At 63.5% G+C, this 25,404-nt stretch carries 26 protein-coding genes and 1 tRNA gene; 5 read left to right on the plus strand and 22 right to left on the minus strand.

Going from position 1 to position 25,404, the window contains the following annotated elements; all coding sequences use genetic code 11:
- The first annotated feature begins 350 nt into the window (after positions 1-350).
- Entirely contained in the window at positions 351-590 is a 240-nt protein-coding gene (locus tag ACM43_RS03460) for a hypothetical protein (RefSeq protein ID WP_025036674.1), read from the plus strand.
- 147 nt (positions 591-737) lie between these two features.
- Here ACM43_RS03460 and ACM43_RS03465 read toward each other — a convergent pair whose 3' ends face one another.
- Positions 738-1,712 carry an alpha/beta hydrolase fold domain-containing protein gene (locus ACM43_RS03465; RefSeq protein WP_271538066.1) on the minus strand — a complete coding sequence of 325 codons (975 nt, stop codon included), beginning with the start codon at positions 1,710-1,712 and terminating at the stop codon, positions 738-740.
- Between the two features lie 121 nt (positions 1,713-1,833).
- On the opposite strand from ACM43_RS03465, the gene ACM43_RS03470 reads away from it, so the two are divergent.
- On the plus strand, positions 1,834-2,454 hold the full coding sequence (locus tag ACM43_RS03470) for a TetR/AcrR family transcriptional regulator (protein ID WP_271538067.1): 621 nt from the start codon (positions 1,834-1,836) through the stop codon (positions 2,452-2,454).
- 366 nt (positions 2,455-2,820) lie between these two features.
- A complete protein-coding gene (locus ACM43_RS03475; RefSeq protein WP_271538068.1) occupies positions 2,821-3,327 on the plus strand; it encodes a septal ring lytic transglycosylase RlpA family protein in 507 nt (168 codons plus the stop codon).
- Between the two features lie 87 nt (positions 3,328-3,414).
- Here the strand turns inward: ACM43_RS03475 and ACM43_RS03480 are convergent, their stop codons facing one another.
- The 10 genes from ACM43_RS03480 to ACM43_RS03525 all read right to left on the minus strand — a co-directional run bounded on the left by ACM43_RS03480 (position 3,415) and on the right by ACM43_RS03525 (position 11,072).
- Positions 3,415-3,567, minus strand: a complete 153-nt coding sequence (locus tag ACM43_RS03480; protein WP_271538069.1) for a hypothetical protein — start codon at positions 3,565-3,567, stop codon at positions 3,415-3,417.
- A gap of 146 nt (positions 3,568-3,713) precedes the next feature.
- Entirely contained in the window at positions 3,714-4,967 is a 1,254-nt protein-coding gene (locus tag ACM43_RS03485; protein WP_271538070.1) for an OpgC domain-containing protein, read from the minus strand.
- Positions 4,968-5,538: 571 nt separating this feature from the next.
- Positions 5,539-6,030, minus strand: a complete 492-nt coding sequence (locus tag ACM43_RS03490; RefSeq protein WP_157283499.1) for a DUF421 domain-containing protein — start codon at positions 6,028-6,030, stop codon at positions 5,539-5,541.
- Positions 6,031-6,360: 330 nt separating this feature from the next.
- Positions 6,361-6,438: transfer RNA gene (locus ACM43_RS03495), tRNA-Pro, on the minus strand.
- A gap of 110 nt (positions 6,439-6,548) precedes the next feature.
- The gene (locus ACM43_RS03500; RefSeq protein ID WP_271538071.1) at positions 6,549-7,124 is read right to left on the minus strand and encodes a MerR family transcriptional regulator; all 576 of its coding nucleotides are present in this window, start codon (positions 7,122-7,124) and stop codon (positions 6,549-6,551) included.
- Between the two features lie 24 nt (positions 7,125-7,148).
- On the minus strand, positions 7,149-7,490 hold the full coding sequence (locus ACM43_RS03505) for an integration host factor subunit alpha (protein ID WP_036010431.1): 342 nt from the start codon (positions 7,488-7,490) through the stop codon (positions 7,149-7,151).
- A gap of 132 nt (positions 7,491-7,622) precedes the next feature.
- Positions 7,623-8,603, minus strand: a complete 981-nt coding sequence (locus ACM43_RS03510; RefSeq protein ID WP_036025462.1) for a beta-ketoacyl-ACP synthase III — start codon at positions 8,601-8,603, stop codon at positions 7,623-7,625.
- A complete protein-coding gene (plsX, locus tag ACM43_RS03515) occupies positions 8,600-9,661 on the minus strand; it encodes a phosphate acyltransferase PlsX (protein ID WP_271538072.1) in 1,062 nt (353 codons plus the stop codon). The genes ACM43_RS03510 and plsX overlap by 4 nt, the downstream gene beginning before the upstream one ends.
- A gap of 299 nt (positions 9,662-9,960) precedes the next feature.
- Positions 9,961-10,524, minus strand: coding sequence for a YceD family protein (locus ACM43_RS03520; protein ID WP_271538073.1), 564 nt, complete (start codon positions 10,522-10,524; stop codon positions 9,961-9,963).
- Positions 10,521-11,072, minus strand: a complete 552-nt coding sequence (locus ACM43_RS03525; protein ID WP_036025467.1) for a ubiquinol-cytochrome C chaperone family protein — start codon at positions 11,070-11,072, stop codon at positions 10,521-10,523. Before ACM43_RS03525 ends, ACM43_RS03520 begins: the two co-directional genes overlap by 4 nt.
- Before the next feature lie 98 nt (positions 11,073-11,170).
- Between ACM43_RS03525 and ACM43_RS03530 the strand changes: the two genes are divergently transcribed.
- Together ACM43_RS03530 and ACM43_RS03535 are read left to right on the plus strand one after the other, a co-directional pair.
- Positions 11,171-11,656 carry an outer membrane protein assembly factor BamE gene (locus tag ACM43_RS03530; protein ID WP_271538074.1) on the plus strand — a complete coding sequence of 162 codons (486 nt, stop codon included), beginning with the start codon at positions 11,171-11,173 and terminating at the stop codon, positions 11,654-11,656.
- Positions 11,657-11,871: 215 nt separating this feature from the next.
- The gene (locus ACM43_RS03535; RefSeq protein WP_271538075.1) at positions 11,872-12,873 is read left to right on the plus strand and encodes a Bug family tripartite tricarboxylate transporter substrate binding protein; all 1,002 of its coding nucleotides are present in this window, start codon (positions 11,872-11,874) and stop codon (positions 12,871-12,873) included.
- A gap of 305 nt (positions 12,874-13,178) precedes the next feature.
- Here the strand turns inward: ACM43_RS03535 and ACM43_RS03540 are convergent, their stop codons facing one another.
- The 11 genes from ACM43_RS03540 to nrdR all read right to left on the minus strand — a co-directional run bounded on the left by ACM43_RS03540 (position 13,179) and on the right by nrdR (position 25,353).
- A complete protein-coding gene (locus tag ACM43_RS03540) occupies positions 13,179-14,384 on the minus strand; it encodes an FIST signal transduction protein (protein WP_271538250.1) in 1,206 nt (401 codons plus the stop codon).
- A 68-nt stretch (positions 14,385-14,452) separates the two neighbouring features.
- Positions 14,453-15,505, minus strand: a complete 1,053-nt coding sequence (locus tag ACM43_RS03545; RefSeq protein ID WP_271538076.1) for an alpha/beta fold hydrolase — start codon at positions 15,503-15,505, stop codon at positions 14,453-14,455.
- A gap of 26 nt (positions 15,506-15,531) precedes the next feature.
- On the minus strand, positions 15,532-17,181 hold the full coding sequence (locus tag ACM43_RS03550) for a flavin-containing monooxygenase (RefSeq protein ID WP_271538077.1): 1,650 nt from the start codon (positions 17,179-17,181) through the stop codon (positions 15,532-15,534).
- A gap of 134 nt (positions 17,182-17,315) precedes the next feature.
- Complete coding sequence (locus ACM43_RS03555; protein ID WP_271538078.1) at positions 17,316-18,203, minus strand: AraC family transcriptional regulator; 888 nt, start codon at positions 18,201-18,203, stop codon at positions 17,316-17,318.
- 306 nt (positions 18,204-18,509) lie between these two features.
- The gene (locus tag ACM43_RS03560; RefSeq protein WP_271538079.1) at positions 18,510-20,630 is read right to left on the minus strand and encodes a sodium-translocating pyrophosphatase; all 2,121 of its coding nucleotides are present in this window, start codon (positions 20,628-20,630) and stop codon (positions 18,510-18,512) included.
- Between the two features lie 236 nt (positions 20,631-20,866).
- A complete protein-coding gene (thiL, locus tag ACM43_RS03565; protein WP_271538080.1) occupies positions 20,867-21,865 on the minus strand; it encodes a thiamine-phosphate kinase in 999 nt (332 codons plus the stop codon).
- A 175-nt stretch (positions 21,866-22,040) separates the two neighbouring features.
- On the minus strand, positions 22,041-22,538 hold the full coding sequence (gene nusB, locus ACM43_RS03570) for a transcription antitermination factor NusB (RefSeq protein ID WP_036010453.1): 498 nt from the start codon (positions 22,536-22,538) through the stop codon (positions 22,041-22,043).
- A 4-nt stretch (positions 22,539-22,542) separates the two neighbouring features.
- Positions 22,543-23,034, minus strand: coding sequence for a 6,7-dimethyl-8-ribityllumazine synthase (ribH, locus tag ACM43_RS03575; protein WP_271538081.1), 492 nt, complete (start codon positions 23,032-23,034; stop codon positions 22,543-22,545).
- Between the two features lie 62 nt (positions 23,035-23,096).
- A complete protein-coding gene (locus tag ACM43_RS03580; protein WP_271538082.1) occupies positions 23,097-23,726 on the minus strand; it encodes a riboflavin synthase in 630 nt (209 codons plus the stop codon).
- Positions 23,726-24,874, minus strand: a complete 1,149-nt coding sequence (gene ribD / locus ACM43_RS03585; protein WP_271538083.1) for a bifunctional diaminohydroxyphosphoribosylaminopyrimidine deaminase/5-amino-6-(5-phosphoribosylamino)uracil reductase RibD — start codon at positions 24,872-24,874, stop codon at positions 23,726-23,728. Before ribD ends, ACM43_RS03580 begins: the two co-directional genes overlap by 1 nt.
- Positions 24,871-25,353 carry a transcriptional regulator NrdR gene (gene nrdR / locus ACM43_RS03590; protein ID WP_011087793.1) on the minus strand — a complete coding sequence of 161 codons (483 nt, stop codon included), beginning with the start codon at positions 25,351-25,353 and terminating at the stop codon, positions 24,871-24,873. Before nrdR ends, ribD begins: the two co-directional genes overlap by 4 nt.
- Between the last annotated feature and the right edge of the window lie 51 nt (positions 25,354-25,404).

The following is a 25,404-nucleotide window of genomic DNA, read 5'->3' on the forward strand; positions in this document are numbered from 1 at the left end:
GCGCGCAAAACTGTAGCAGCGCGACATCCGCGGGTAAAAGCCGCGCGTTGCCCTCTTCGCCTTCGGTAATTTCGGCGGGCGGACTACGCGCGATGCCGCGCGCGGGCCTTGTGAAGTGGCTCATAGGCGACACGGCCCGGACAATCGATCATTCCCAGGTGTTTTCCAGCGGGTTCCCCGTATTTGTCCGGCTTCGGGTTAATGGCAATTTTTTTACAATCCGAATCGCCAAATGGGGGGTGGTTGCTGGATTTGAGTCGGCCAGGCCAGCGTGTTGTTTGCGTGTCACAGGCTCTGGCACTCCGCTTGCATCCTCTTCGTGGTCAGAAACAACCAACGAGGTGATAGGAATGTTCGTGACCGTCGTTGCCGTGCTTTGCCGGCTTGGCGCAGCCAGCTCAGGCAGTTGTGTCGAGGAAATCGTGACCGACAGCAACATGACACCCGAGATTTCGCTGATGCAGTGCGCGATCGGCGCACAAGCGCCTCTCGCGAAGTGGATGGGTGAGCATCCGATTTATCACGCGAACTGGCGCCTCGAGCGCTACAAATGCGTGCCGGGTCACTATGAGATCAAGGGCCACGCCTAAGGCCCCGCAAAACCACTGGTATCGAGACCACGGATACCAGAACGATCAATCCAAGAGGAAACGCCCGGGGGCCGCTTATCCCTCCGCGCGGACACGGCGCCAGACCGATCACGGCAGGCGCTCTGTGACCATGATCACGCCCTCCCTCTAAGCCACTTCACGCAAGATGATCGCGCGTGCCCGCCGTCCTTCCGGCGTCGGCATCAGCGCGAAGTTGTGCGGCTGCTCGCGCAATAGATGCAGCTCGATCGGCACGCCCACCGCCCTCGCCCTTGCGGCAAGGTCGACGCTGTCGGGATAGAGAAGATCGCGCGTGCCCGAAAAGATCGTCATCGGCGCGAGCCCGCGGAAACCGCCGTTGAGCGGGCTGACGAAGGGATGGCCGACCTCGAGCTCGCCGGCATAGAGCCGCGCGGCCTCAACGATGCCCGGAATATCCTGGATCGGATCGCGCGCGGCGATCGCAACCTGCTCCGGACGGCTGACCGAGGCATCGGCCGCGGGCGAGATCAGCAGCATCCGGCTCGGCTGCCGATGCCCGCGATCGCGCAGCCATTGGCAGGCGGCGAGCGCAAGGCCAGCGCCGGCCGAATTGCCGACGACTGTAACCTTTGCATCGGCCGCGTCTTCCAGCAGCATGCGCAGCAGCTCGGCCGTCGCCGGCACGACGTCCTTGGCGGTCGCCCGCGGCGCCAGCGGGTAGATCGGCACGACACAGCAGACGCGCGCCTTGCGCGTCATCTCACCGATGAAGCGCCAATGCGCCGGCGCGATCTCGTTGATGTAGCCGCCGCCATGCAGGAACATGACGTAGTTGCAGCCCTCGTAGCCCGACGCCGGAGCAGTGTAGTAGACCGGCCAGCCGCCCATCTTGGTCAGCGTCACCTCGACGCCGCCGCCGACCCCGATCGGCTCGTGAGAGGCCGGGGCCAGCGCCAGCTTCTGCACACGCGCCTGCACCGCTTCGGCGGATGCGAGCTGCGCCTTGTACGGAAGCTGGCGCAGCAGCAGGTTGAACGCCCGGCTTTGCAGGCTTGGTGCAGGATCGCGCGACGTCCGCGCGCCGAATACGCAGCCGCCCGGACAGAATTGAAAGGCCGACACAAGTCTCGCAACGCTCATCGCCACATCCCCATCCGGCTGTTTCGACCCGGCGACGAAGAGGGTTGCCGACCCGCCGCCATTGGACGATATAATGCGAGCATTCACTCGCTTTTCCTACTCGCATTCAGATCACAAGTCCGTGGCCCGCAAACCGTCCACAACACCCCGGAAAAATGCCTCGCAGAAGCGATCCCGTGCCACCGTCGACGCGCTGGTCGAGGCAACTGCTCGCATTCTGGTCAAGGAAGGCTTCGAGAAGACCAGTACCAACCGCATCGCCGAGATCGCCGGCGTCAGCGTCGGCTCGCTCTACCAATATTTTCCCAGCAAGGAGGCGCTCGTCGCCGCCGTGATCGACCGCCACAACGAGGCGATCATGAATGTCGTCCGCGCCGCCTTCGCGGAGGTCGCCGATCTGCCGATCGAGAAGGCTGTGCGCCGCCTCGTCACCGTCGCGATCGAGGCCCATCAAATCGACCCGAACCTGCATCGCGTCCTCGCCGAGCAGATCCCCCGCTCCGGCCACCTCGCCGAGGTCGAAGCCTACAGCCACGAAGTCAACGCCCTCGTGCGCGCCTATCTCGAACGTCACCGCAAGGAGATGCGCAAGCTCGACCCCGCGCTCGCAGCGTTCATGTGCGTGAGCGCGATCGAAGCCATCGCGCACAACACGGTGCTGAACGGCGAGATGCTGTCGGAGAAGATGGTGAAGGTGCTGGTGGACGAGACGACGCGGATGGTGGTGGGGTATTTGAGGTAGGTGGGCGACAAGCCAGGGCACTTGCGATCTAGCTCCGCACGATCCTTCTTGAGCTTCGCATCTGGCCTGATGACGATCGCACTGCCTGCGTCCAAAGCTGATCGTATTTGCGCGACTCATCCTCCGCCGGGACGCGACCGCGTCAGTCGTCGCGCGGTAACTCGCCTCGCCAATTTAAATATTTAAATATATTTAATTTTGACAAATTAAATCATTATTATTTGAGGCCGGGGAGAGCCGGAGCGTGGTCAAGCACGCTCTTGCTCCGCGATGTCGGTATGTCATCACCGTTTTTGCGCGTCTTAAGGAACGCGACCTCTGAGCTTGCATTGTCGGCTTGATCTTCAATCGTTCATGAGGTCGACAATGCATCTTCTCGTCAGAATGGCGGCGATTGCGACAGTCCCTGCTTGGATCGGGTTGAACGCGAACGGCGCTCAAGCACAGGATTTCCATGACCGGTGGTCCATCATTCCGAAGGCTCAGGCAGAGCCGGCGCCTGCTGGACCCGAACAGCCGAAGAAGGATCAGATTGAGGCGCCACCTCCAACCGCACAAGAGCCATCGGCTGATCGCTCGGGCATGCGATCTTTCAATCGAGTCTTTACTGGAAAGGCCTCCTATTATTCATATTCCAAAGGCAAGACAGCGAGCGGTTCGACATTCAATCGGAATCACCTCACGGCGGCGCATCGCACCCTACCGTTCGGCACCAAGGTCCGCGTGACCCATGGAGGAAGCAGCGTCATCGTCACCATCAACGACAGAGGCCCGTTCATTCGTGGCCGCGTCCTCGATCTCTCGCTCGCTGCCGCGCGCAGCTTGGGGATTACGAGTCGCGGCGTAGCCCAGGTTCGTGCCGAGGTGCTGTAGCAGATGACTCTTGAAGCGCCGTGACATTGAATAACCGGACGCGCTTGTGGATCTGCCCGCTCGAGTGGCTCGCCGCCTTCATCGGCATCAGCGCGATTGAGCCGGTCGCGCAAAATACCGCACTGGCGCGATGGCCACGTTGTGCGCCACCGACTCGATCGTGCTGACGCGGATGAAGGTCGCCGGATCGAGGTCGATCTTGCGCATCTCGTTGCGGCGGCTTTCGAGATAGGTGCGCACCAACGCGTGGACCTCGCAGTAAAGGCTTCGCCTCCCGCTTATCTGGGCGACAAAGGCCGCCGGCTCTGCCTACGAACAGGAGGTATTGAACAGCGTACCGGGGGCGACCTTGTCGAGGCACTCTTCGTCAGCGCCGGCGGCGGTTGTCAAACCTCGGTTAAGGGCGGCTGCCGCGAATCCGTCCCGCGAGCGACCTGCGGCACCCTTCCGCCGCCGCGCAGGACAAGATGCTCGACGGAGCCGGTGCTTTCCGGCGCTCTCTTTCCATCTACCGGACTCTCATGTGAAGATTTCTCCACTCGCTTTGACCAGGCTCTGTAGTAGGCAACCGCCGTCATGATCGCGATTCCTGCCGCTCCGACGAGCAGTTGAGCGAGGATGCCGTTCCCTGCCAACTGCAGGATGAAGTACCCGATGAAGGCCAGCAGAATGCCCACACAAAACACTTCGAGGGACTGCTGGCCGCACTTTATCAGCGGTCGCCAGATGGTGGCTTGTAGCCCGCGCGCATCGATCGGTATGAACCGGGCACCCAGGATAATCAGCACCATCAAATGAAGATAGCGGTAGGGCGCCAGATTGGTCTTGTCGTTGGGATTGAAAAGCTCGAACAAGGCGGGCCCAAACAAGGCCCGGAGCTGAGGCTGGTGAGCAGCTAACGTCATGAGCGCCCCAAAAATCAAATAGGCAATCGCAACGACCAGCACGAACCTGGACCGTAGCAGGAAATGCAGGCGCCCCGCACCGGTCAACGCGAGCCATGCGCCCGTCACAAACAGAAGCTGCCACGCCAGCGGATTGAAGTACCAGCTTCCCGACGGGTAGGAAGGCAGATTCCAATGGAATTGCCGCGCAGCCAGATACAACAGCACCGACCCGATCATGACGGCGTCGGGAAATCTCAACATCAACCAGAGGATGGGAGGAAACAGCCCCATCAAAACGACGTAGAGCGGCAGCACGTCCAAATTCAGAGGCTTGTATCTCAGCAAAAGCCCCTGCGTCATCATCTCTACCGGCGCGCTGGTGACCGGTCCGGCGTTGAACAGATTGACCAGATCAGGGGCGTTGAACCTTTCCGACAGGAAATGGACAAAAGCCAGGTAGATCAGGAATAGCAGGATATGCGCCGTGTAGATTTGCCATACGCGCCTGAATAGCCTGCTGGTTCCGAACACAAAGCCTCGCTCCATCTTTCGCGTATATACGAGCGCTGAGGTGTAGCCGGAGATGAATACGAACAGGTCGGCCCCGTCGCTGAATCCATAATTTCGGAACGAACACCACACCAGCACCGTGCCGGGGACATGGCCGAGAAACATCGCCCAGTTGGCGAGGCCGCGAAACAGGTCGAGACGCAAATCACGTTGAGGTGGCGGCAGCGCAAGCCCGAGCTTCATTCTGCTTTCCGTCGTGCAACGATTCGCGATCGATGTACGCGACCCAGCACCGAGAAGCTGCCGAGATCGCTCACGCTAGATGCCGGGCTGAGAGCCTCATTTGAGGAGCGACTTCGCCCAAAGGCAATTGCACCACGTCGGTCTCGCCGAGAGCGAGTGAAGTTTGATGCGGTCAATAGAACAATGTTGGCGCACTGAGGTCAGCCGGATATTGACCTGAGTCAAGCGACCCGCCGAGTGCCCCAGTACTGTACATGCATGACCTCGAACGCGCGGAGGCTAACCGGCGTTCGGATTTTCCCACGGATAGCTGGCAGGGAATCTTGGTTCCGAGCAAAACGCGCGCGCTGTGTCATCGGGCCTGACCTGATGGGCGTTTCCTCGGTTGGTCGTGGGAGATGGTGCGCACGCTGGTGGACCACGCGGATCGCGATGGGGTATTCGAGGTGGTGGCGTCAGTCCTCGGCGCGTGTGCCTTTATGGAAGCCGGCGGAAGCTCCTCGCAGGATAACAATTAGTCTATCGTCGATGCTCCGCAACGCCGATCATTTCGGCGGGCAGAGGAAGGCCGTCAGGCTTCCTTCTTTTTCACGCTAATATTTCCATCGCCCTCGATATATGCTTCTACCACGTCCGAGGGGCTCGCTATGCCCTCCTCGCGCAGCTTGCTCATCAACTCGTCCATCGTCACCAGTTCCTGCCGCATGTGGCGGCGAAGGACCTGCCCGTTTTTGATGAGCAGGAGCGGCGCCGGGCGAGCAAGCCGCTCCACGAAAGGCACGTGATACCCGACCCAGTCGATGGCGAGATTCCAGAAAATGATGGTGGCAACGAGCACGATACCTTCTGTGATCGAGCGGTATTCGCCCGCCATGCCATTCTGCGCCGCGTCCGCCAGCAGGACGACGAGAAGCACATCAGGGATGCTGAGCCCGCCGGTTTGCCGCTTCAAAATGAAGCGCATCAGCGTGAAGATGCCGAGATACATGATGGTGCCCCGCACGATTATTTCCGTGACGGAATGCGTCGGGACGAAGATCTCGCTCCACGATAGCTGAAACATGTTGCCCTCGCCTAAATGGAAGCGTCCTGATGCCGCGTATCGAAACTCTTATCGACACGAACGGTTTCGGATTGCGAGGAGAATGGTCAAGATTGAGCCTCTCGCCGACAGCTCGGTCGTCATTGTCCGACGATCCGCTCCTTACCCCGGTCCGACGAGTCACATCGTTTCAGAAAAACCTTATGTCCCAATGACATCGCTACTGTGCATGGGGTTGTTTTCGGCGTCTTGATGTACCGCCCGCCGCAGGCCCCGCTTCTGGTCACAGGCATCCCTCGCGGCCCGGAGCAGGCTTCGCGCCGACGGTCAACCCGACAGATGTTGAGAAAATGGTCGGAGCGAGAGGATTTGAACCTCCGACCCCTAGTCTCCCAGACTAGTGCGCTAACCGGGCTGCGCCACGCTCCGAATGCCGTTCCATTAGCTAGGATCGCCGCTTTGCGCAAGGCGAGGCCGCAGCATTTTGCTGGATCCGTCCAAAGCTTCCGGAACTGCCCCGGAAAGCCCGCGGGACCGCCCTAGCCCTCCTTCAGGGCCTGATCCAGCATCTCCCGGCAGGCGACGAGGTCGCCGAGGACCCGCTCCAGCCGCTCCCGGTCGAGCGCGCTGGGGCCGGCGGGCGCGGCGGCGCCGCCTTTGCGGAAGGTGGTGAGGATCTCCTCGTCGTCGATCTCGGTGAAGCGGAAGTCGATGCCTTCCTCCTCATCGCCCTGATAGTCGTCATCGTCGGTGTCGGTGACGCCCTTGATGGGGGCCTCGTCCTCCGGCTCCATCAGGCTCGCGCCGATCGCGTCCTCGATCGCGCCGAACGAGACCGCGGCCGCGCTGTCGGCGAGGCCCTGCACCGATTTGACGCCGTGCTCTTTCAGGATGCGCTGCACCCCGCGGATGGTGTAGCCCTCGCCGTAGAGCAGCCGGCGGATGCCCTTGAGCAGGTCGACGTCGTCGGGGCGGTAATAGCGGCGGCCGCCGCTGCGCTTCATCGGCTTGATCTGGGAGAAGCGGGTCTCCCAGAACCGCAGCACGTGCTGCGGAATGTCGAGTTCCTGCGCTACTTCGCTGATGGTTCGGAACGCATCCGGCGCCTTGTCCAAAGGCCAGTCCTTTCCGAAAGGCGGTTACGCCTCTTCTTGAGCCTGGGTGGCGTCGCCGTTGGTGCGGTGCTGGGCGTTGATCCGCTGCTTCAGGATCGCCGATGGCTTGAACACCATGACGCGGCGCGGCGAGATCGGCACCTCGGTGCCGGTCTTCGGGTTGCGGCCGATGCGCTGGCCCTTCTTGCGCACCATGAAGGAGCCGAACGAGGACAATTTCACCGTCTCGCCCTTCTCCAGGCAGTCGGTGATCTCCTTTAGCACGAGTTCCACGAAGGCAGACGATTCCGTGCGCGACAGGCCCACCTTCTGGTAGACGGCTTCGCACAGATCGACACGCGTTACGGTTTTGCTGGTCTCGCTCATCGCCCTGCCCCACCTCACGGCGAACAATTCTTGTCTGAAATTATGAGCTTACGATACGGCGGTCAACACCGCACATCAATGCAGACGTAGCGATAATCGGCGGTGATTCCGGCAAAATTTTATCGGTGTGGCTTACCAGCGCACCAGCGCCGAGCCCCAGGTAAAGCCGCCACCCATGGCCTCCAGCAGGACCATGTCGCCCTTCTTGATGCGGCCGTCCTTGCGCGCCACCGAGAGCGCCAGCGGGATCGAGGCCGCCGAGGTGTTGCCGTGGCGGTCCACCGTCAGCACCACCTTCTCCGGCGCGATGTGCAGCTTGTGCGCGGAAGCATCGATGATTCGCTTGTTGGCCTGGTGCGGCACAAACCAGTCGATGCCGTCGGCATTGAGCCCTGTCGCCGCAAAGGCATCGACGATGACGTCGGTGATCATGCCGACCGCATGCTTGAAGACCTCGCGGCCCTCCATGCGCAGATGGCCGACGGTCTGGGTCGAGGACGGCCCGCCGTCCACGAACAGCTTTGCCTTGTGGCGGCCGTCGGAGCGCAGATGCGTGGTCACGATGCCGCGGTCGGTCGCGGCATTGCCGGGCTGCTCCTGCGCCTCCAGCACCACGGCGCCGGCGCCGTCGCCGAACAGCACGCAGGTGCCGCGATCGTTCCAGTCGAGGATGCGCGAGAAGGTCTCCGCGCCGATCACCAGCGCCCGCTTGTAGGCCCCGGTGCGCAGGAAATTGTCGGCGGTGGCGAGCGCGAACACGAAGCCCGAGCACACCGCCTGCAGATCGAACGCCGCGCCATGATTGATGCCGAGGCCGTGCTGCACGGCGACGGCGGTCGCGGGGAAGGTGTTGTCGGGCGTCGAGGTCGCCAGCACGATCAGCTCGATCGATTGCGCGTCAACGCCGGCATCGCGGAGCGCCGCCTGTGCCGCCTTGATGGCGAGGTGCGAGGTAAACTCGCCCTCGGCCGCGATATGCCGCTCGCGAATGCCGGTGCGCTGCACGATCCACTCGTCGGAGGTATCGATGCGCGCCGCCAATTGGGCGTTGGTCACCACCTGCTCCGGCAGATAAGAGCCGCAGCCGAGCACGACCGAACGAATCTGAGTCACGAAACATCCTCCGGCGCGGGCTGCACGAATTTGAGTGCACCACCCTCGCGGTTGAGCATCTGATTGATCTTGTTCAGGAGATCGTAGTGAGCCATCTCATAGCCAACATCGATCGCATAGGCAAAGCCTTCGGCGTTGGTTCCGCCGTGGCTCTTGACCACCACCCCGTTCAGTCCCAGCAGCACGCCACCATTGGACTTGTTGGGGTCCATTTTGTCGCGCAGGGCCTGGAAGGCGCTGCGCGCGAAGAGATAGCCGAGCTTGGACATCCAGCTCCGCTGCATCTCGTGACGAAGCAATTCCGCCATCTGCCGTGCGGTTCCCTCGGCCGCCTTCAGCGCGATGTTGCCGCTGAAGCCTTCAGTGACGATCACGTCGGCGAGCCCCTTGCCGATGCCGTCGCCCTCGACGAAGCCGATATATTCGAGCTCCGGCAGGTTCCGCGCCCGCAGGATCTCGCTGGCCTCGCGGATCTCCTCGTGCCCCTTGATCTCCTCGGCGCCGATATTGAGCAGCCCGACCGTGGGCCGGGTCTTGTTGAACAGCACGCTCGCCTTGGCCGCGCCCATCACCGCCATCGACACCAGATGGTGGGCATCGCCGCCGAGGGTGGCGCCGAGGTCGAGCACGACGGACTCCCCGCGCAGGGTCGGCCAGATCGCCGAGATCGCCGGCCGATCGATGCCCGGCAGTGTGCGCAGATGGAAGCGCGCCATCGCCATCAGCGCGCCGGTATTGCCGGCGGAGATCGCGACGTCCGCCTCGCCCTTCTTGACCGCGTCGATCGCGAGCCACATCGAGGAGGTCTTGCGGCCGCGCCGCAGCGCCTGGCTCGGCTTGTCCTTCATGCTGACGGCGACGTCGGTATGGACGATCTTGGAGGCGGCCTTCAGCTTCGGGTGCTGGTCGAGCTCGGGCTCGATCCTGGCGCGGTCGCCGACCAGCAGGAACTCGGTGTCGCGATGCCGGCCAAGCGAGATGGCGGCGCCCGGAATGACCACGGCGGGGCCGACATCGCCCCCCATGGCGTCCAGCGCGATGCGAACCTTGCTTGGCATGTAAGTCCTGGAAACCTGGTCTGGTGCGGTCTTGGGATCAGCGGGGCCGCAAAATGGGTTCGCCACCGGGACGGCGGCCGGCCAAGCGCCACGTCGCACCCGGACCGGGGCGCGACAATAGCGTTTTGTACCCCCGAAACAACCTCTTGCCCCCAGCCTTTTGCATTCGGGGCGATCCGGCCGCCGTCCGCGGATTTCGCGAGAAATACATTGAAATCAGACAGATAAACAGCTGTCTCAAACCATCAAGGCAAATGGCTCGCGTCCCCCGGCAAGGCAGCCGCGAGCGAAAATGCCCCTCATTGGCCCTTCTTCTTGTCCTGCAATGCCTTCAGCACGGCGAAGGGATGGTCTTCGGGGTCGGGAGCGATGACCTCCGCCTCGAACACGGCCCCCTCCTTGCGCGGATAGGGATCGATCGCCAGGAACAGGACGTCGGTGGCGAGCCGGCCGAGGTCGATGATGCCGCCCGTGATCGGCTCGGGCGGGTCGGCAACCTCGGGCGGCGCCTCGTCGTCCTGCCCCTCCTCGATCAGATCGGCCAGGCGGCGCGCCTCGGCCTCGGGGGCGAACATCAGGTCCACCTCCTCCTCGATCTCGCTCTCGATCGGATCCAGCGTGACGACGCAGGTCTGGCCGATCCGGCCACGAACCAGGCCCGTGACCTGGACCCGCCCCCCGCTTTTCGGCACGACATCGAAGCTGGCATCGGCGGACAGGATCTCGCGCAAGCCCGCGACCTCCGCCATCGCCTGCCGCTCGGCCGCCGAAGCCTCGAGCTCGCGGTGCAGCCCGCCGTCCGGGATTTGCGCAACGATGACGGGCGCCCGCCAGGGATCGCGCTCGGTATCTGGTCGGCTCATGGCGTGACATCCTCTGACAGCGCCCGGGGAAACTTGAAGGACGCGCGCAGCAGCGCGGCCTCGTCGGTCCGACCAAGATCGGCCTCGCTGGCCCTCGCATAGGCCGCGAGCCGCTCCGCCTGGTCGAAGCCGGTCCCATTCAAGATATTCTTGCAGATCGCCGCTGCCAGCGCCTCGCCGCCGGCTTCCATCGCCTGGTCGTAGGCCTGGACGCGGCCGTAGAAAGCCTCTCCGAAGGCCCGCATCCGCTTCGGCACGGTCTGGTCGCCCACCCCCATCTCGCGCAGATTGTCGTCCATGTCCTCGCAGAAGCGGTCGAACAGCGCCTGCGACAGCTCCGCGGCGCCCTGAACCGCGCGCAGACGGCGCAGCAGCAGCCAGAGATGCAGCAGCAACAGGTCGAAACGCCCGTTAACCGTATCGGGCACACCCAAGACCCGGTAAAACAAGGGTTCTCGCGCCTGCGTCACGATCATGCCATAGATGGCCTCAATGGTGCCGGGCGGGGTTCGCCGGGGTTTCCTGAAGTGATTGAACGGCCAAAGCATTGTGGTTTCCGCAAGCGGGCGCGCGCGAGTTGCATTCAGACGCCCAGCCCGGTACTTCAGCGCCTCGCGCGACGCAAGGGGACGGAATCAGTTCCGCTATGACGACAACGAACCAGTTCAGCCTGCGCGCGGACATGCGGCGCGGCCTTCATGCCTGCTGGCGCGGCCTGCGCATGCTCGCGGCCACCGCCGTGATCGGCGTGGCCCTTGCAGCCTGCACCGGCGAGCAGTTCCAGAAGGGTTACATCCTGCCGCCCGGCGCGCTCGAGCAGATTCCGATCGGCGCGAGCCAGGATCAGGTGCTGATCGTGATGGGCACGCCTTCGACGGTCGCGACCCTCGACGGTGAAGTGTTCTACTACATCTCGCAGCGCTCGGAGCGCCCGGTCGCCTTCATGAACCAGAAGGTGGTCGATCAGCGTGTCATCGCAGTCTATTTCGACAAGACCCGGCGCGTGCGCCGGCTTGCGAATTACGGTCTCCAGGACGGCAAGATCTTCGACTTCATCAGCCGCACCACGCCGACGTCGGGTCAGGAGATGAGCTACCTCACCCCGCTGTTCAAGCTGCTCAGCTTCAACTGAGGCCGTCGAAGAATTCGATCGAAGCGCTTGTCGCTTCGCGTCGAAAATGCGCGTCGAACGAGACTCCTGAAGCCGCTTAATTCCATCGCAAGGTATATGGGCTTACGCCTGCGTCGTCGTGCCGCTCTCTGCGCGGCACTTGTCTTCGCGCGCGACTTGCGGTCGCACGTGCCGTTCCCTACGGTTCCCGCAACGCAAAAAGCAGGAGTGGATTCGTGCCTAAACCTTTGTTGTCCCGCCGTCGTGTGCTCGCCGGTGCTGCCGGCCTTTCGGCCGCAGCGATTCTGCCGCGATCGAGCCTTGCCGACTGGAAGCCCACTGAAAACGTTCGTCTCATCGTGCCGGCCGCGGCCGGCGGCTCGACCGACGTGATGGGCCGCCTCCTGGCCGCGCATCTGCAAACCGCCTGGGGTCAGTCGGCCGTCGTGGAAAACCGCTCCGGCGGCGGCGGCACGATCGGCACCGCCGAGGCCGTGCGCGCCAAGCCGGATGGTCACACCATCCTGGTCGGCAACCCCGGCCCGAACGCGATCGCCTACAGCATCTTCAAGAACCTCAGCTACAAGCCGGACCAGCTTCAGCCGGTCTCGAACATGATCCGGATTCCGAACATCGTCTCGGCGCATCCGAAGACCGGCATCAAAACGATTCCCGAGCTGATCGCGTATCTGAAGGCCAATCCGGACAAGCTCAGCTACGCCTCCTCCGGCGTCGGCCAGAGCCCTCACCTCACCGGCGCCTGGTTTCTCCAGCTCACCGGCTTGAAGATGACGCACATCCCGTTCCGCGGCGCCGGCCCCGCGCTCCAAGCCGCCCTTGCCGGCGACATCCAGATCCTGTTCGACAATCTCTATCCGACCCTGCCTCAGGTGCAGAGCGGCACGCTCAACGGTCTCTGCGTCACCACGCCCGAGCGCAGCGACCTCGCCAAAGACCTGCCGACCATGCGTGAGAGTGCGCCGGAGCTGGCGAATTTCGACGTGTCCTCCTGGTTCGCGGTCTTCCTGCCGAAGGGCGCCTCACCCGAGGTGCTGGGCGCGCTCAATCTCCAGGTCAAGGCGATGCTGGAGCGCGAGGACGTCAAGAAGCAGATCGCCGCCATGGGCGCCCGCGCCGACTACGGCACGCCCGAGCAGTTCGCCGCCTTCGTGGACGCCGAGACGAAGAAGTTCGCCGGCATCATCCAGAAGGAAGGCCTGCAGATGGACGTGCAGTAGGTCCCTCCCCGTCATTGCGAGGGGAGCCGATAGTGCTCCCTCCCCTCCCTGCCGGGCCACGCCGCCCCCTTCCGGCAAAAAAGTGAAAAACAACCCCATGCACAGTAGAGGCGCTGTCGCAGGACGGCACGATGTCCGCTCGATCAAGCTATTGCCGTGTCGAGCAAATCAGCGGCAAGGGAGCATGGAACGCAGCAAACGCAGCTCGTGTTGTCCGTCGCGAAACATCGACGCGCAACGCCGATTGGTCAAGGCGCAGGAATAGCTCCGGAATCGCAGCTCACGGCCAGCGCGCATTTGGCATTTTACGAATCCCGTGGGACGCGTCGGGCAAACTCGGAGATCTTCGTATCGGCGCACCTACTTCGCCCGGGGGTGCCGATCGCCACACCGGTGAGCGTTCCGTTCATGTGCATCGGACCATACAGCTCACCATAGGTATTGCACCCAAACACGCGATGGGTTCGGTACAGTCGTGACATGTCGCGGGCGCATTGATGCTCGACGCCCATACGCCTCTGAACGGACTCGAATCCGATATAGAGCGAGACCTCCCCGATTTCTTGCTGGATTTGCGCGAAAAGGTTGCCGGTTGGGTCGACCGGGTCACGCAGAGTGGCCACAGTGAACACGAGGCCTTTGTCGATGGCGGAGGCAAAATGCAGCGTGCCGTCCGCATCGACCCGTCGTATCGCACGTGCAAAATACGCATCGCCGATCCGTACGAGCACAGGATGGGATGCAAACGCAGCGAGATCGAGTACACTGTCGGTGATGCCCGCCATGCGCGAATATTCGGCTGCTGCTGGCTCGGCATTCAACTCGCTAACAGTACGTCGATCCGGATCAGCCTCCGTCACCACCATCTTTTCTGCGCAAGGCTCGCAAGTGTCGCAAGAAAAGATAAGGAACGGCAACGATGTCTTAAACACAAGGAGCACCGCCGCATCCGTATGGGCGCGGCCCCCGAAATAGACCCAGCTGCGGTCAAATCGCAGACCATCTGCGGCCGAGCCGCCGACCAGCGGAATATGACCAAGCGAGGCATGAATCGCCGCCAAGACGACTTCTTCTCGCTGGCACATGCCATCGATGAGCAAGAGCCCGAAGCAGCGCTCACCGTCGGCATTGCGGCCCTTTCGGAAGAAGCTATGTCGAAGATCTGCGCCAATCGCGCGATGGTCTTCGATGCGAAAATTTGAGAGCCCCAGGATGGGGTGAGCGGTCACGTCGAAGTCGGCAGCGCTGAAGGCGAGCGCGACGATGCTGTTTTCATCCCATCCATTGAGCGCAATCTCGCCGGCGGTCGTGCAGCCGAAGACGGGGATGCCCACAAAGCGGGTCCTCATTTCGGCCGCAAACCGTTGCGGATCGTAACGCGGTGAAACAAAGACGAGCACCGCCGCAACACCGCTGGCCGGGAGAACGCTTGCCAGCTCCGCTGCCGCACCGGCGGGGGTAGACGCCTTGCTCTCGACGGCTACAACGCCGAATGAGCATCGATCGAGCATCCGCGTCAAGAACCTGATCGCTGAAGCGCGACGAATTCCGATTGAATCATCATCGCGCTTTAGCTCGTTCAGTTTACACGCGTGGCGAGCAACTCGGACAGGTTGGCGTCGAGCTGCGCGAGCATCTGCGGATCGGTGCCGAACAAGCCCAGGTGCCCGTCGATGCTGGCCAGCGGGCGCAACTCGCTCCCCGGAATGAGCCGTTGCTCGGCCTCGCAGTCGGCCGGCGGGAAGAACATGTCGTGACTGATCGGCATCACGAATGTCTTCTTGATCCGCCCGAGAGCGGCAGCAAGGTCGCCGTCGGCGTTGCGGCTGACGTCGCCGCGCTGCCACTTCCACGCCATGGATAGCAGATTGTTCGGGTCCATCGGCGCGAAGTATCCGGTCATGAAGGTGTCGACAAAGCCCTGCATGGTTTCGAAACCTAGCGCCTTGTGTCGGTTGGCACGGAAGAAGTCGGTGCTCCAACCCATCACGGTCCAGAGCTTCGCCTGTCGCTTGAGGCCCGCAGCGACATCGGCCGGCGAGCCGTAGTGTCCCCCGCTGAAGCCCGGATCGGTCGTGATGGCCTCATTCAGCGTCTCCGCGAAGAGGAAGTCGTGCTCGGTGTTTTTCGCCGTACCGGCGATCGGCGCCGCGCGTTTGACGAAATCCGGATAGCGCACAGCCCATTCGTAGGTTTGCTGCGCGCCCATCGAGCCCCCGACCACGAGAGCAAGGCTCGTTAGCCCGAAGTATTCGGTCAACAGCCGGTGCTGGGCGCGAACGTCGTCCCCGATGCGGACCTTTGGGAAATTTGGTCCGACCATCGCTCCGCTGGCGTTGTGCGGCGATGTCGACAATCCACTGCCGATTTGGTTGACCACGATGATGAAGTATTTCGTGGGATCGAGTGCCCGGCCCGCGCCGATATAAACCTGCTCCATGATCTTGCTCGTGCCCGAGTACCAGGTGGGGACGAGAATGGCGTTGTCCTTCGCAGCGTTGAGCGTGCCGTGGGTGGCGACGGCGAGCTTGCAGTCGGGAATGGCCCCGCCATCCTCGAGCAGAAGGTCGCCGATGTTGATCATCTCGTAGGGGCCGTGACCTTCAGGCCCGTAATAGGGATTGTTGCTCATTTGGCTTTTCCTTTGGAGCCGTAGGGTCAGGTCATCGCGAGACCGGGATAGCCGCTGGCGGCGAGCTCGTCGCATTGTCGATTGTAGTTGCCGACGCCGCCGATATAGGACAACAGCCGGCGCGGCTTGCCGTCGACGTTAGAGCCCATGTACCAAGAGTCGGTTTTGACCACGAGCGTCGCCGCAGCGGTGTCGTCATGGTGCTTCACCCAATTGTCTTCGAACTCGCGGGTGGCCTCGATCGTTTGCTTGCCTTGCATCCGCGCGTAGTCGATGCAGTCGGCGATCCAGTCGACTTGCTGCTGCAGACAGGTGGTCATGTTGCAGAGAGCAGCCGAAGGTGCGAGCGGCGCGCCGGTCGTGAACAGATTCGGATAGCCATGGACCTGAAGGCCCATGGCGGTACGGATCTCCTGCTTCCACTGTTCTTTCAGCGAACGACCGTCGCGGCCGCGGAAGTCGATCCGGCTCAGCGCGCCGGACCCGGCGTCGAAGCCGACAGCGAGGATGATGACGTCGACCTCGTGAACCTTGCCGTCAGAGGTTTGGATACCCTCGGGCACGATGCGCTCGATCGGCGTGGACCGGCAGTCGATTGCTTCGACGTTGTTCTGCAGATAGACCTCGAGATAGCTGTTCTCGAGCGGCACGCGGTGCGTGCCGAAGCCATAATCGGACGGGATCAGGAGGCTGCACAGTTTTGGATCGTTGCGCAGGCGCTCACGCATCTTGCCCCGTACGAAATCGGACACGACGGCGCTGACCGATTCGTCGAAGAACATTTCCGGGAAGGTCGCCAGCCACATCGACAGCGAGCCCTCTTTCCAGAACTTTTCCAGTACTTCCGTGCGCTCTCCGGGCGTCAGCTCCGCCCAGGGACGGTTCTCGAAGTCGTAATGGAAGCCGGCGAAGGTCGAACGAACGCGCTTCTTCAGATCGTGGAATTGACTGGCCCAAAGGTCCCATTCGGCCTGGCTGTACTGCGGATTTTTCATCGGCACCACGTATTGCGGGGTCCGCACGAAGATCTTCATTTCGGCCACGTCAGGGGCGATGGTCTGGATGACCTGGATTCCGGTCGCGCCGGTGCCGATCACCGCGACCCGTTTGCCTTTGAGATCGACGCCCTGTTTCGGCCATCGTCCGGTATGGTGGATCTCGCCGCGGAACGTCGACTGGCCGGGAAAGTGGTCCACGAGCGGAGCCGACAGCATGCCGCAACAAGCAAGGACATATTGAGTGTCGATCGTCTCGCCAGCCTCCGTCGTGACCGTCCAGCGGCCGTCCTTCTCGCGATAGTGGGCCGAGACGATGCGGCTGTTGAATTGAATGTCCTTCTTCAGGTCGAGGTGGTCCGCAACGAAGTTCAGCCAGCGCTCAGTCTCCGGCTGCGCGGGAAATCGCTCGCTCGGCTTCCAGGCCTTGTACAGCTCCTCGGAGAACCAATACTGGTAGACCTCGACTTGGGAGTCGAAGCGCGCACCCGGATAGCGGTTCCAGTACCAGGTGCCACCCACCCCCGATGCCGTATCGTAAGCGCGGACGCTCAGTCCCATCTCTCGCAGGCGATACAACTGATAGAGGCCGGCGATCCCGGCGCCGATGACCAGTGCGTCCAAGTGCGTCGTCGGTGCATCCGCACGCGACGCATGTGTCGACTCCAACAAGGTGCCCATAACGTTTCCCCTCTTTTGTACCGGCCGCTTGAGCGACCGAATGGCCATTCGGCTGTGGGAAGGACGTTAGAAGCGACGTGCAGTGTCGTCTTGAAGGAACCAGTGAGCTTGTTGAAGGATCGGGTGAAGAAGCGCTAGCGAGGACTATCGTCCCTGAGGGCGGCCGGTGTCCGGCCCAGCCGTGCGCGCATGACGCGCGTTAAATGGGCCTGATCCGCGAAGCCGCATTCCGACGCGATCGCCTTCACCGGCAGGCGGCCAAGAGCCAGCATTTGCTGAGCTTTTTCGAGCCGACGGTCGAGGACATACTGGTGGGGGCTGGTCTGAAACGAGGCACGAAAGCGCTTCCCGAAAGTCCATACGCCCATCGAGGCGACTTCGGCGAGCTCTTCGAGCGAGAGCGCCTGATCGATCCGGGCTTCGATGTAGTCGACAATGCGTTTGCGTATTGCCGGGGGCAGTTCGCCCCTTCCGGACTTGTCGACAAACTGAACGGATGCAAAGTTGCGAAGCAGATTGACGACGAGCTGCGTACTCAGCGCGTCGACGTATAACGCACCTCCGATGCCGTTGCCGCCGGCTTCGCGAGATATGACCTCGACGGCTTCGGTCACGATCGGACTTTGCGTGCGCAATATGTCGTGCAGCCGCACCGCTGCGATCGGCCGCTCAAGGACGTCGGCAGCCACGCGGGAGACCACAGTGTCCGAGAGATAGACATGCGAGACGTCGATCTGCTCGGTCCAGTGCCAGTGCGATGCCTGCGAGCGGGTCAATAGCGAAATATCGCCCGGATGACACTCGGTCCGGGTCCAGCGCCCCTCGAAACGCCGCTCCATCATGGTGCTGCCGCGCTTGTAGGAGACGATCATGAAGTCGGCCATCGCGGGCACTGGGACGTCGAGACCACGATAGCGATAGGTCCGCAGCTCAACGCCCCTCCAGCCTTGACCGGCACTGCAGCGCAGCAACTCGCCCGGTACAAAGCGCGGCAGTTCATCCGGTCGAATGAGCAGTGCCATGGGATTTTTCCAACGTCGCGGACTGACGGCACCTGTGCGAACTATTGTCAACAGCAGGTTTGTACGTGTCAAGCTGAGCCTGAATTGCGCGGCGTGCGCCCGCCAGAACCAAGCCCTACAGATGGACATGCGGTGACGCGCAGCGTCATTCCGGGGCGGCTCGAAGAACCGAACTCCGGTGCGCAAATTGCGCACCTGAGAATCTCGATATCCCGGGTCTGGTCCTTCGGGCCATCCCGGAATGACAATGCAAAACAAAAACCCCGCGGCTCACGCCGCGGGGTTTTGCCTTTCGTCGTTTGCAGTTCAGTGCGCCAGGATCGCCAGCAGCAGCAGCGCCACGATGTTGGTGATCTTGATCATTGGGTTCACCGCGGGTCCCGCCGTGTCCTTGTAGGGATCGCCGACGGTGTCGCCGGTCACCGCGGATTTGTGGGCATCAGAGCCCTTGCCGCCGAAATGGCCGTCCTCGATGTACTTCTTGGCGTTGTCCCAGGCGCCGCCGCCCGAGGTCATGGAGATCGCGACGAACAGGCCCGTCACGATCACGCCGAGCAGCATGGCGCCTACGGCCGAGAACGCCGCCGACTTGCCGGCCGCGCCGCCGCCCGCGATCGCATAGATCAGGAAGTAGACGACGATCGGCGAGAGCACCGGTAGCAGCGAGGGGATGATCATCTCCTTGATCGCCGCGCGCGTGAGCAGGTCGACCGCCTTGCCGTAGTCAGGCTTGTCGGTGCCCTGCATGATGCCCGGCTTCTCGCGGAATTGCCGCCGCACCTCCTCGACGATCGCGCCTGCCGCACGGCCGACCGCGGTCATGCCCATCGCGCCGAACAGATACGGCAACAGACCGCCGAACAGCAGGCCCACCACGACGTAGGGATTGTTCAGCGAGAAGTCCGGATTGACGCCGGCGAAGTAGGGATACTGCGCGGAGCCGGCCACGAAGAACTTGAGGTCCTCGTTGTAGGCCGCGAACAGCACCAAGGCACCCAGACCGGCCGAGCCGATCGCGTAGCCTTTGGTGACCGCCTTGGTGGTGTTGCCGACCGCGTCGAGGGCGTCGGTCGACTTACGCACCTCCTTCGGCAGTCCCGCCATTTCGGCAATGCCGCCGGCATTGTCGGTGACGGGGCCGAAGGCGTCGAGGGCGACGATCATGCCGGCCAGCGCCAGCATGGTGGCGGTCGCGATCGCGATGCCGAACAGGCCGGCGAGGCTGTAGGTGACCAGGATGCCGGCGATGATGACGATCGCAGGCAACGCGGTCGCTTCCATCGAGATGGCGAGGCCCTGGATCACGTTGGTGCCGTGGCCGGTGACCGAGGCCTGGGCGATCGACTTCACCGGACGATAGTCGGTGCCGGTGTAGTATTCGGTGATCCAGATGATCAGCGCGGTGACGACGAGGCCGACCACGCCGCATTCGAACAGCGCCATGCCGGTGTAGTTGACGCCCTCGAGCTTGCCGAAGCCGATCAGGTAGTAGATCACCAGGGCGATGCCGATCAGCGACAGGATGCCGGTCGCGATCAGGCCCTTGTAGAGCGCGCCCATGATCGACTGGCTCGGCCCGAGCTTGACGAAGAAGGTGCCGATGATCGAGGTGATGATGCAGATGCCGCCGATCGCGAGCGGCAGCGTCATCATGTTGGCGAGGATCGGCGTCTTGGCGAAGAAGATCGCCGCCAGGACCATGGTGGCGACCGCGGTCACCGCATAGGTCTCGAACAGGTCGGCCGCCATGCCGGCGCAGTCGCCGACGTTGTCGCCGACGTTGTCGGCGATGGTCGCGGGATTGCGCGGATCGTCCTCGGGAATGCCGGCCTCGACCTTGCCGACGAGGTCGCCGCCGACGTCCGCACCCTTGGTGAAGATGCCGCCGCCGAGACGGGCGAAGATCGAGATCAGCGAGGCGCCGAAGCCGAGCGCCACCAGGGCGTCGACAACGACGCGGCTGTCAGGCGCCAGCTTCAGCGAATGGACCAGGAAGGCGAAATAGAGGGTCACGCCCAGCAGCGCGAGACCGGCCACCAGAAGGCCAGTGATGGCGCCCGCCTTGAAGGCGAGCTCGAGGCCGCCGGCCAGCGACGTCGTCGCGGCCTGGGCGGTGCGCACATTGGCGCGGACCGAGACGTTCATGCCGATGAAGCCTGCGGCGCCGGACAGGATCGCACCGATGGCGAAACCGATGGCGACGTAGAGCCCGAGGAAATAGGCAAGCAACACGAAGATGACGATGCCGACGATACCGATGGTGGTGTATTGGCGCCGGAGATAGGCTTGTGCGCCTTCGCGCACCGCCGCTGCGATCTCCTGCATGCGCGGCGACCCCGCATCCGCGCCCAAGACCGAAGACGTCGCCCAAATCGCGTAGGCGACGGAAAGCGCTCCGCAGAGCACTATCAACCATAATGCTGTCATGTGATGTTTGCCTCAGATCCTTGATGTACCCCCGGCGCCTTTTGTTGTCCGTCGTGCGGTGCAGCGCCTTGATTTTGAACAAAGCCGCCCCCTTGCCCTTAAGGGGCGGCTTCAGTCGGCCGCGAGCTTGCCAAAATCAAATTGACGGTGCAACGCCGGATGAGGCCGAAAAGGCCGATCTCGGCAGGTATTTAGGACCAAGCGCTGAGAACCAGGATGCCGGTTTGGAGCAATTGCTAGAAATGGCTGTAGGACAGCCGCGTCAAAAGCAGGTCCTGCCCCTGCCCGTCCAGGAAGCGCAGCGGCTTCTGCCCCTCGGTGATCGCACCGATTGCGGTCACGGCAACGCCCAGGGACCGCCCCGCGGCAATCAGCGTCTCGCATTGCGCCGGCGGAACGGTGCAGAGCACCTCGTAGTCATCGCCGCCCGCAAGCAGCGCCTCGACAGACGCGACGTTGCGGGCGCGAAGGCCGGCCGCCGCGGCCGAGAGTGGCAGGCTCGTCACGTCGACCGAAGCCGAGACCCCGGAGGCGGCGCAGAGCTTGGTCAGATCGCCGGCGAGGCCGTCGGAGACGTCCATCGCCGCGGTGGCATGATCGCGCACGGCCGGCGCCAGCACGTTGCGCGGCTGCGGCACCCGATAGCGCGAGACCAGAAAATCCCGTGCCGCGGGATCGGATGTCAGCGCGCTGGCGGCAGCGCCGCCTTTGAGCACGTCGAGGCCGAGCGCGGCATCGCCGATCGTGCCCGTCACCAGGACGCGGTCGCCCGGCCTTGCCCCGGTGCGGCCGATCATCCGCCCCCGAGGCACGCGGCCGAAGGCGGTGATCGAGATCATCTGCGGGCCCGGCGTCGACACCGTGTCGCCACCGAGCAGAGGACAAGCGAAGGTCTTCGCATCCTCGCCCAGCGCGTCCGCAAAGGGACGCAGCCAGGCATCCTCCTTGCTGCGCAGCGCCAGCGTCAGCACGAAGCCGGCCGGCGTCGCTCCTTTCGCCGCGAGATCGGACAGGTTCACCCGCAGCGCCTTGCGCGCGATGGTGTCGGGCGGATCGCCGGCAAGATAATGCACGCCCTCCACCACGGCGTCGGTGGTGACGACGATGTCCTCGCCGGACGAGGACAGCACCGCAGCGTCGTCGACCAACCCGAACGCGCCCGGATCGGTCGCCAGCGGCTTGAAATAGCGCGCGATGAGGGAGTCTTCGCCGGAGGGGTCCTGTGCGTTCGTCATCGGCGCCAACTCCACCCTCCGCCGTCATCGCCCGGCTTGACCGGGCGATCCAGTATTCGAGAGACAGTCGTGTTAGCCCGATAGGCCGCGGCGTACTGGATCACCCGCCTTCGCGGGTGATGACGACGGAGAATGGGGCAGTCGTCTCGCATCACTTCACCGCCCTCGCGGGAAACTACCCCCGCCCGAACTCGTCGCCGCGAAACTGGCGGCCGATCTGGTCGAGCACGGCATTGACCATGCCAGTCTCCTCACGGTCGACGAAGGCATTGGCGACGTCGACATATTCGGAGACCACCACCCGGCCCGGCACGTCCTTGCGATGCTGGAGCTCATAGGCTCCTGCCCGCAGCACTGCCCGCAGGATCGCCTCGATCCGCTTGAGCGGCCAGCCCTTCGACAGCGCCTCGTCGATCAGGGGATCGAGCTTCTTCTGGTCGCGGACGACGCCGGAAACGACGTCGCGGAAAAAGGCGGCTTCCGCCGGCAGATACGTCTCGCCCTCGACCTCGTTGCCGAGCCAATGGCTTTCGAACTCGGCAAAGATGTCGTTGATGCCCGCACCGGCGATGTCCATCTGGTACAGCGCCTGCACGGCTGCGAGCCGTGCCGCACCGCGCCGGTTCGCCTTCTTCTCGACAACGCCTGTCGGCTTCTTGGTGTTATCGGCCATGGCTTCAGGCCTGCGCCAGGCGGCGTTTTATGCGCAGCATCGCAAGCGCGGCGCGCGCGGCATCGCCGCCCTTGTTGAGCTCGCTGGCACGCGCCCGCGCCCAGGCCTGCGCCTCGGTGTTGACGGTGAGGATGCCGTTGCCGAGCGGCAGCTTTCGCGCCACGGCGAGGTCCATCAGCGCGCGCGAGGATTCCTGCGAGACGATCTCGAAATGAATGGTGTCGCCGCGGATCACGCAGCCGAGCGCGATCACCGCATCATAGGGCCTGCCGTTCGCCGCCGCGGCATCGACCGCGATGGCGACTGCCGCGGGGATCTCCAGCGCACCGGGAACCGTGATGACGTCGTGGGTCAGGCCGGCCACCTTCAGCTCCGCAACCGCGCCGTCCAGCAGCGCATCCTGGAGATCGTCATAGAACCGCGCCTCGACAATCAGCGCGCGCGCGCCGGAAATGTCGGTCTGGTCCTTCAGGGGTGCGCGCCGCGCGTCTGCCATCGTTCAATCCGTTTCGAAAGGGGTCGGCGCTATGTAGTAGCCGGAAGCATGTAAGCCAAGTTCTAAGAGACCGTCATTTCCGTCAGCCGCGCCGCGTAGCGGGCCATCAGGTCGACCTCGATATTAACCTCATCCCCCGCCTTCCAGCTGCCGATTGTCGTGACATCCAGCGTGTGCGGAATGATCAGCACCGAAAAGGTCACGTCTGCAACCGTATTGATCGTCAGCGAGACGCCGTCGAGCGTGATTGAGCCCTTAGTGGCGATGAACCGTGCCAGCTCCCGCGTCGTCGAGAGCACGAACCGCGCCATATCCGGCAAGTCCTCCCGGCTGACGATGGTTGCAATGCCATCGGCGTGGCCGGCGACGATATGGCCGCCGAGCTCGTCGCCGATCTTCAGCGCGCGCTCGAGGTTGAGCCTGGTGCCGACCTTCCAGCGCTTGGCCGTCGTCAGCGCCAGCGTCTCGGCCGCGGTGTCGACGTCGAACCAGGTCCTTGGCTTGGAGTCCATGCCATCCGCAACGCCCGAGCCAACCACGGTCAGGCAGACGCCGTTGCAGGCGATCGAGGCGCCGTCCGCAATCGTGCTCTGATCGTAGCGGCAGGCGATCCGGAGCCGGTGCAGCTGCCCCTGCGCCGTCGGCGTGAAGCTGACGATCTCGCCGATATCGGTGACAATGCCGGTGAACATTACGCGCGCTCGTAGATGGTGAGAGTATCCTTGCCGCAGGTCTCGCTAGCATGAACCTTGTAGGCCGGCGACTGCGTGATTTTCGACAGGGGCAATGCATCGAGCGCATCGACGCCGCCTTCGCCGACTGCTTCCGCTCCGCGGAACAGCCAGACCTCGTCGACGAGATCGGCCGCGACGAACGATGCCGCAACGCGGCTGCCGCCCTCGACCATCAGCCGCGTGATGCCCTTCTCCGCCAGCGCATGCAGCACGGCCGAAAGATCGAGCCCGGATGCACTCCCTGGAGGCATGCGCATGATTTGCGCACCGGCCGCGCCAAGGCGCGTCGCGGCGGCCGCTTCCGCAAGCTCGGAAGCGATCACCCAAAGCGGCGTCTCGCGCGCGGATCGAACCAGCTGGCTCGATGCGGGTATGCGCAGGCTCCGGTCGAGCACCACACGCACCGGCGAGCGCGCCGTCATGCCCGGCAGGCGGCAGTTGAGCTGCGGATCATCCGCCAGCACCGTGCCGATGCCGACCAGGATGGCATCGCTTTGCGCGCGGAGCAGATGCACGCGATTGCGTGCCGCCTCCCCCGTGATCGCAAGCGGCTTGCCGCCGGCCGCGCCGATCTTGGCGTCGGGCGAGACCGCGAGCTTCAGGATCACATGAGGACGCTGGTCCCGGATGCGGCGGAAATGTCCGGCATGATCGAACGCGGCCTCCGCCGCGCACAGACCGACGTCCACATTGATGCCGGCTGCGCGCAGGCGCGCATGGCCCTGGCCCGCAACTTCCGGATTGGGGTCCTCGATCGCCGCCACCACGCGCTTGATGCCGGCCGCGATCAGCGCATCGGCGCAAGGCGGCGACTTGCCGAAATGCGAGCATGGCTCCAGCGTGACGTAGAGCGTGGCCCCCCGCGCCGCTTCGCCCGCCCGCCGCAACGCCTCGGGCTCACCGTGCGGACGTCCGCCTGCTTGTGTCCAGCCGCGGGCGACGATGACGCCGTCCTTGACGATGACGGCGCCCACGGCCGGATTGGGCCAGGTACGCCCCTGCCCGCGCCGACCGAGCGCAAGCGCCAGCTCCATGAAACGGCGATCAGCATCCTTGGCCTCGCGGGCCTTCTGCGCGAACTGGTCTTCCAGGATGCGGAAGATCATTTGCGGATCGCGGCGAGCCGCGCTTCCTCCTCGCCGGAGAGCTCGCCGAGCACGTCGGCGAAATCCTTGGCCTCGCGGAAATTGCGGTAGACCGAGGCAAAGCGCACATAGGCGACATCGTCGAGCGTGCGCAGATGCTCCATCACGGTCTCGCCGATCACCTCCGAGGAGATCTCGGCCTCGCCACCGGTCTCGAGCTCGCGCACGATGGTGGAGACCATCTTCTCCACGCGCTCCGGCTCGACCTGCCGCTTGCGAAGTGAGATCTGCACCGAGCGCATCAGCTTGTCGCGGTCGAACGGCACGCGGCGGCCGTTGCGCTTGATCACCGTGAGCTCGCGCAGCTGCACGCGCTCGAAGGTGGTGAAGCGGAAATTGCAGGCGACGCACACGCGCCGCCTGCGGATCACGGACGAGTCCTCGGTCGGACGCGAGTCCTTTACCTGCGTATCGAGACTGTTGCAGTTCGGGCAGCGCATCCGTGTGACCTTTATTTTCGCATGATCTTTTCGGAAAACCGGTACCCACTT

The sequence above is a fragment of the Bradyrhizobium sp. CCBAU 45321 genome (assembly GCF_028128975.1).
GTDB lineage: Bacteria > Pseudomonadota > Alphaproteobacteria > Rhizobiales > Xanthobacteraceae > Bradyrhizobium > Bradyrhizobium yuanmingense.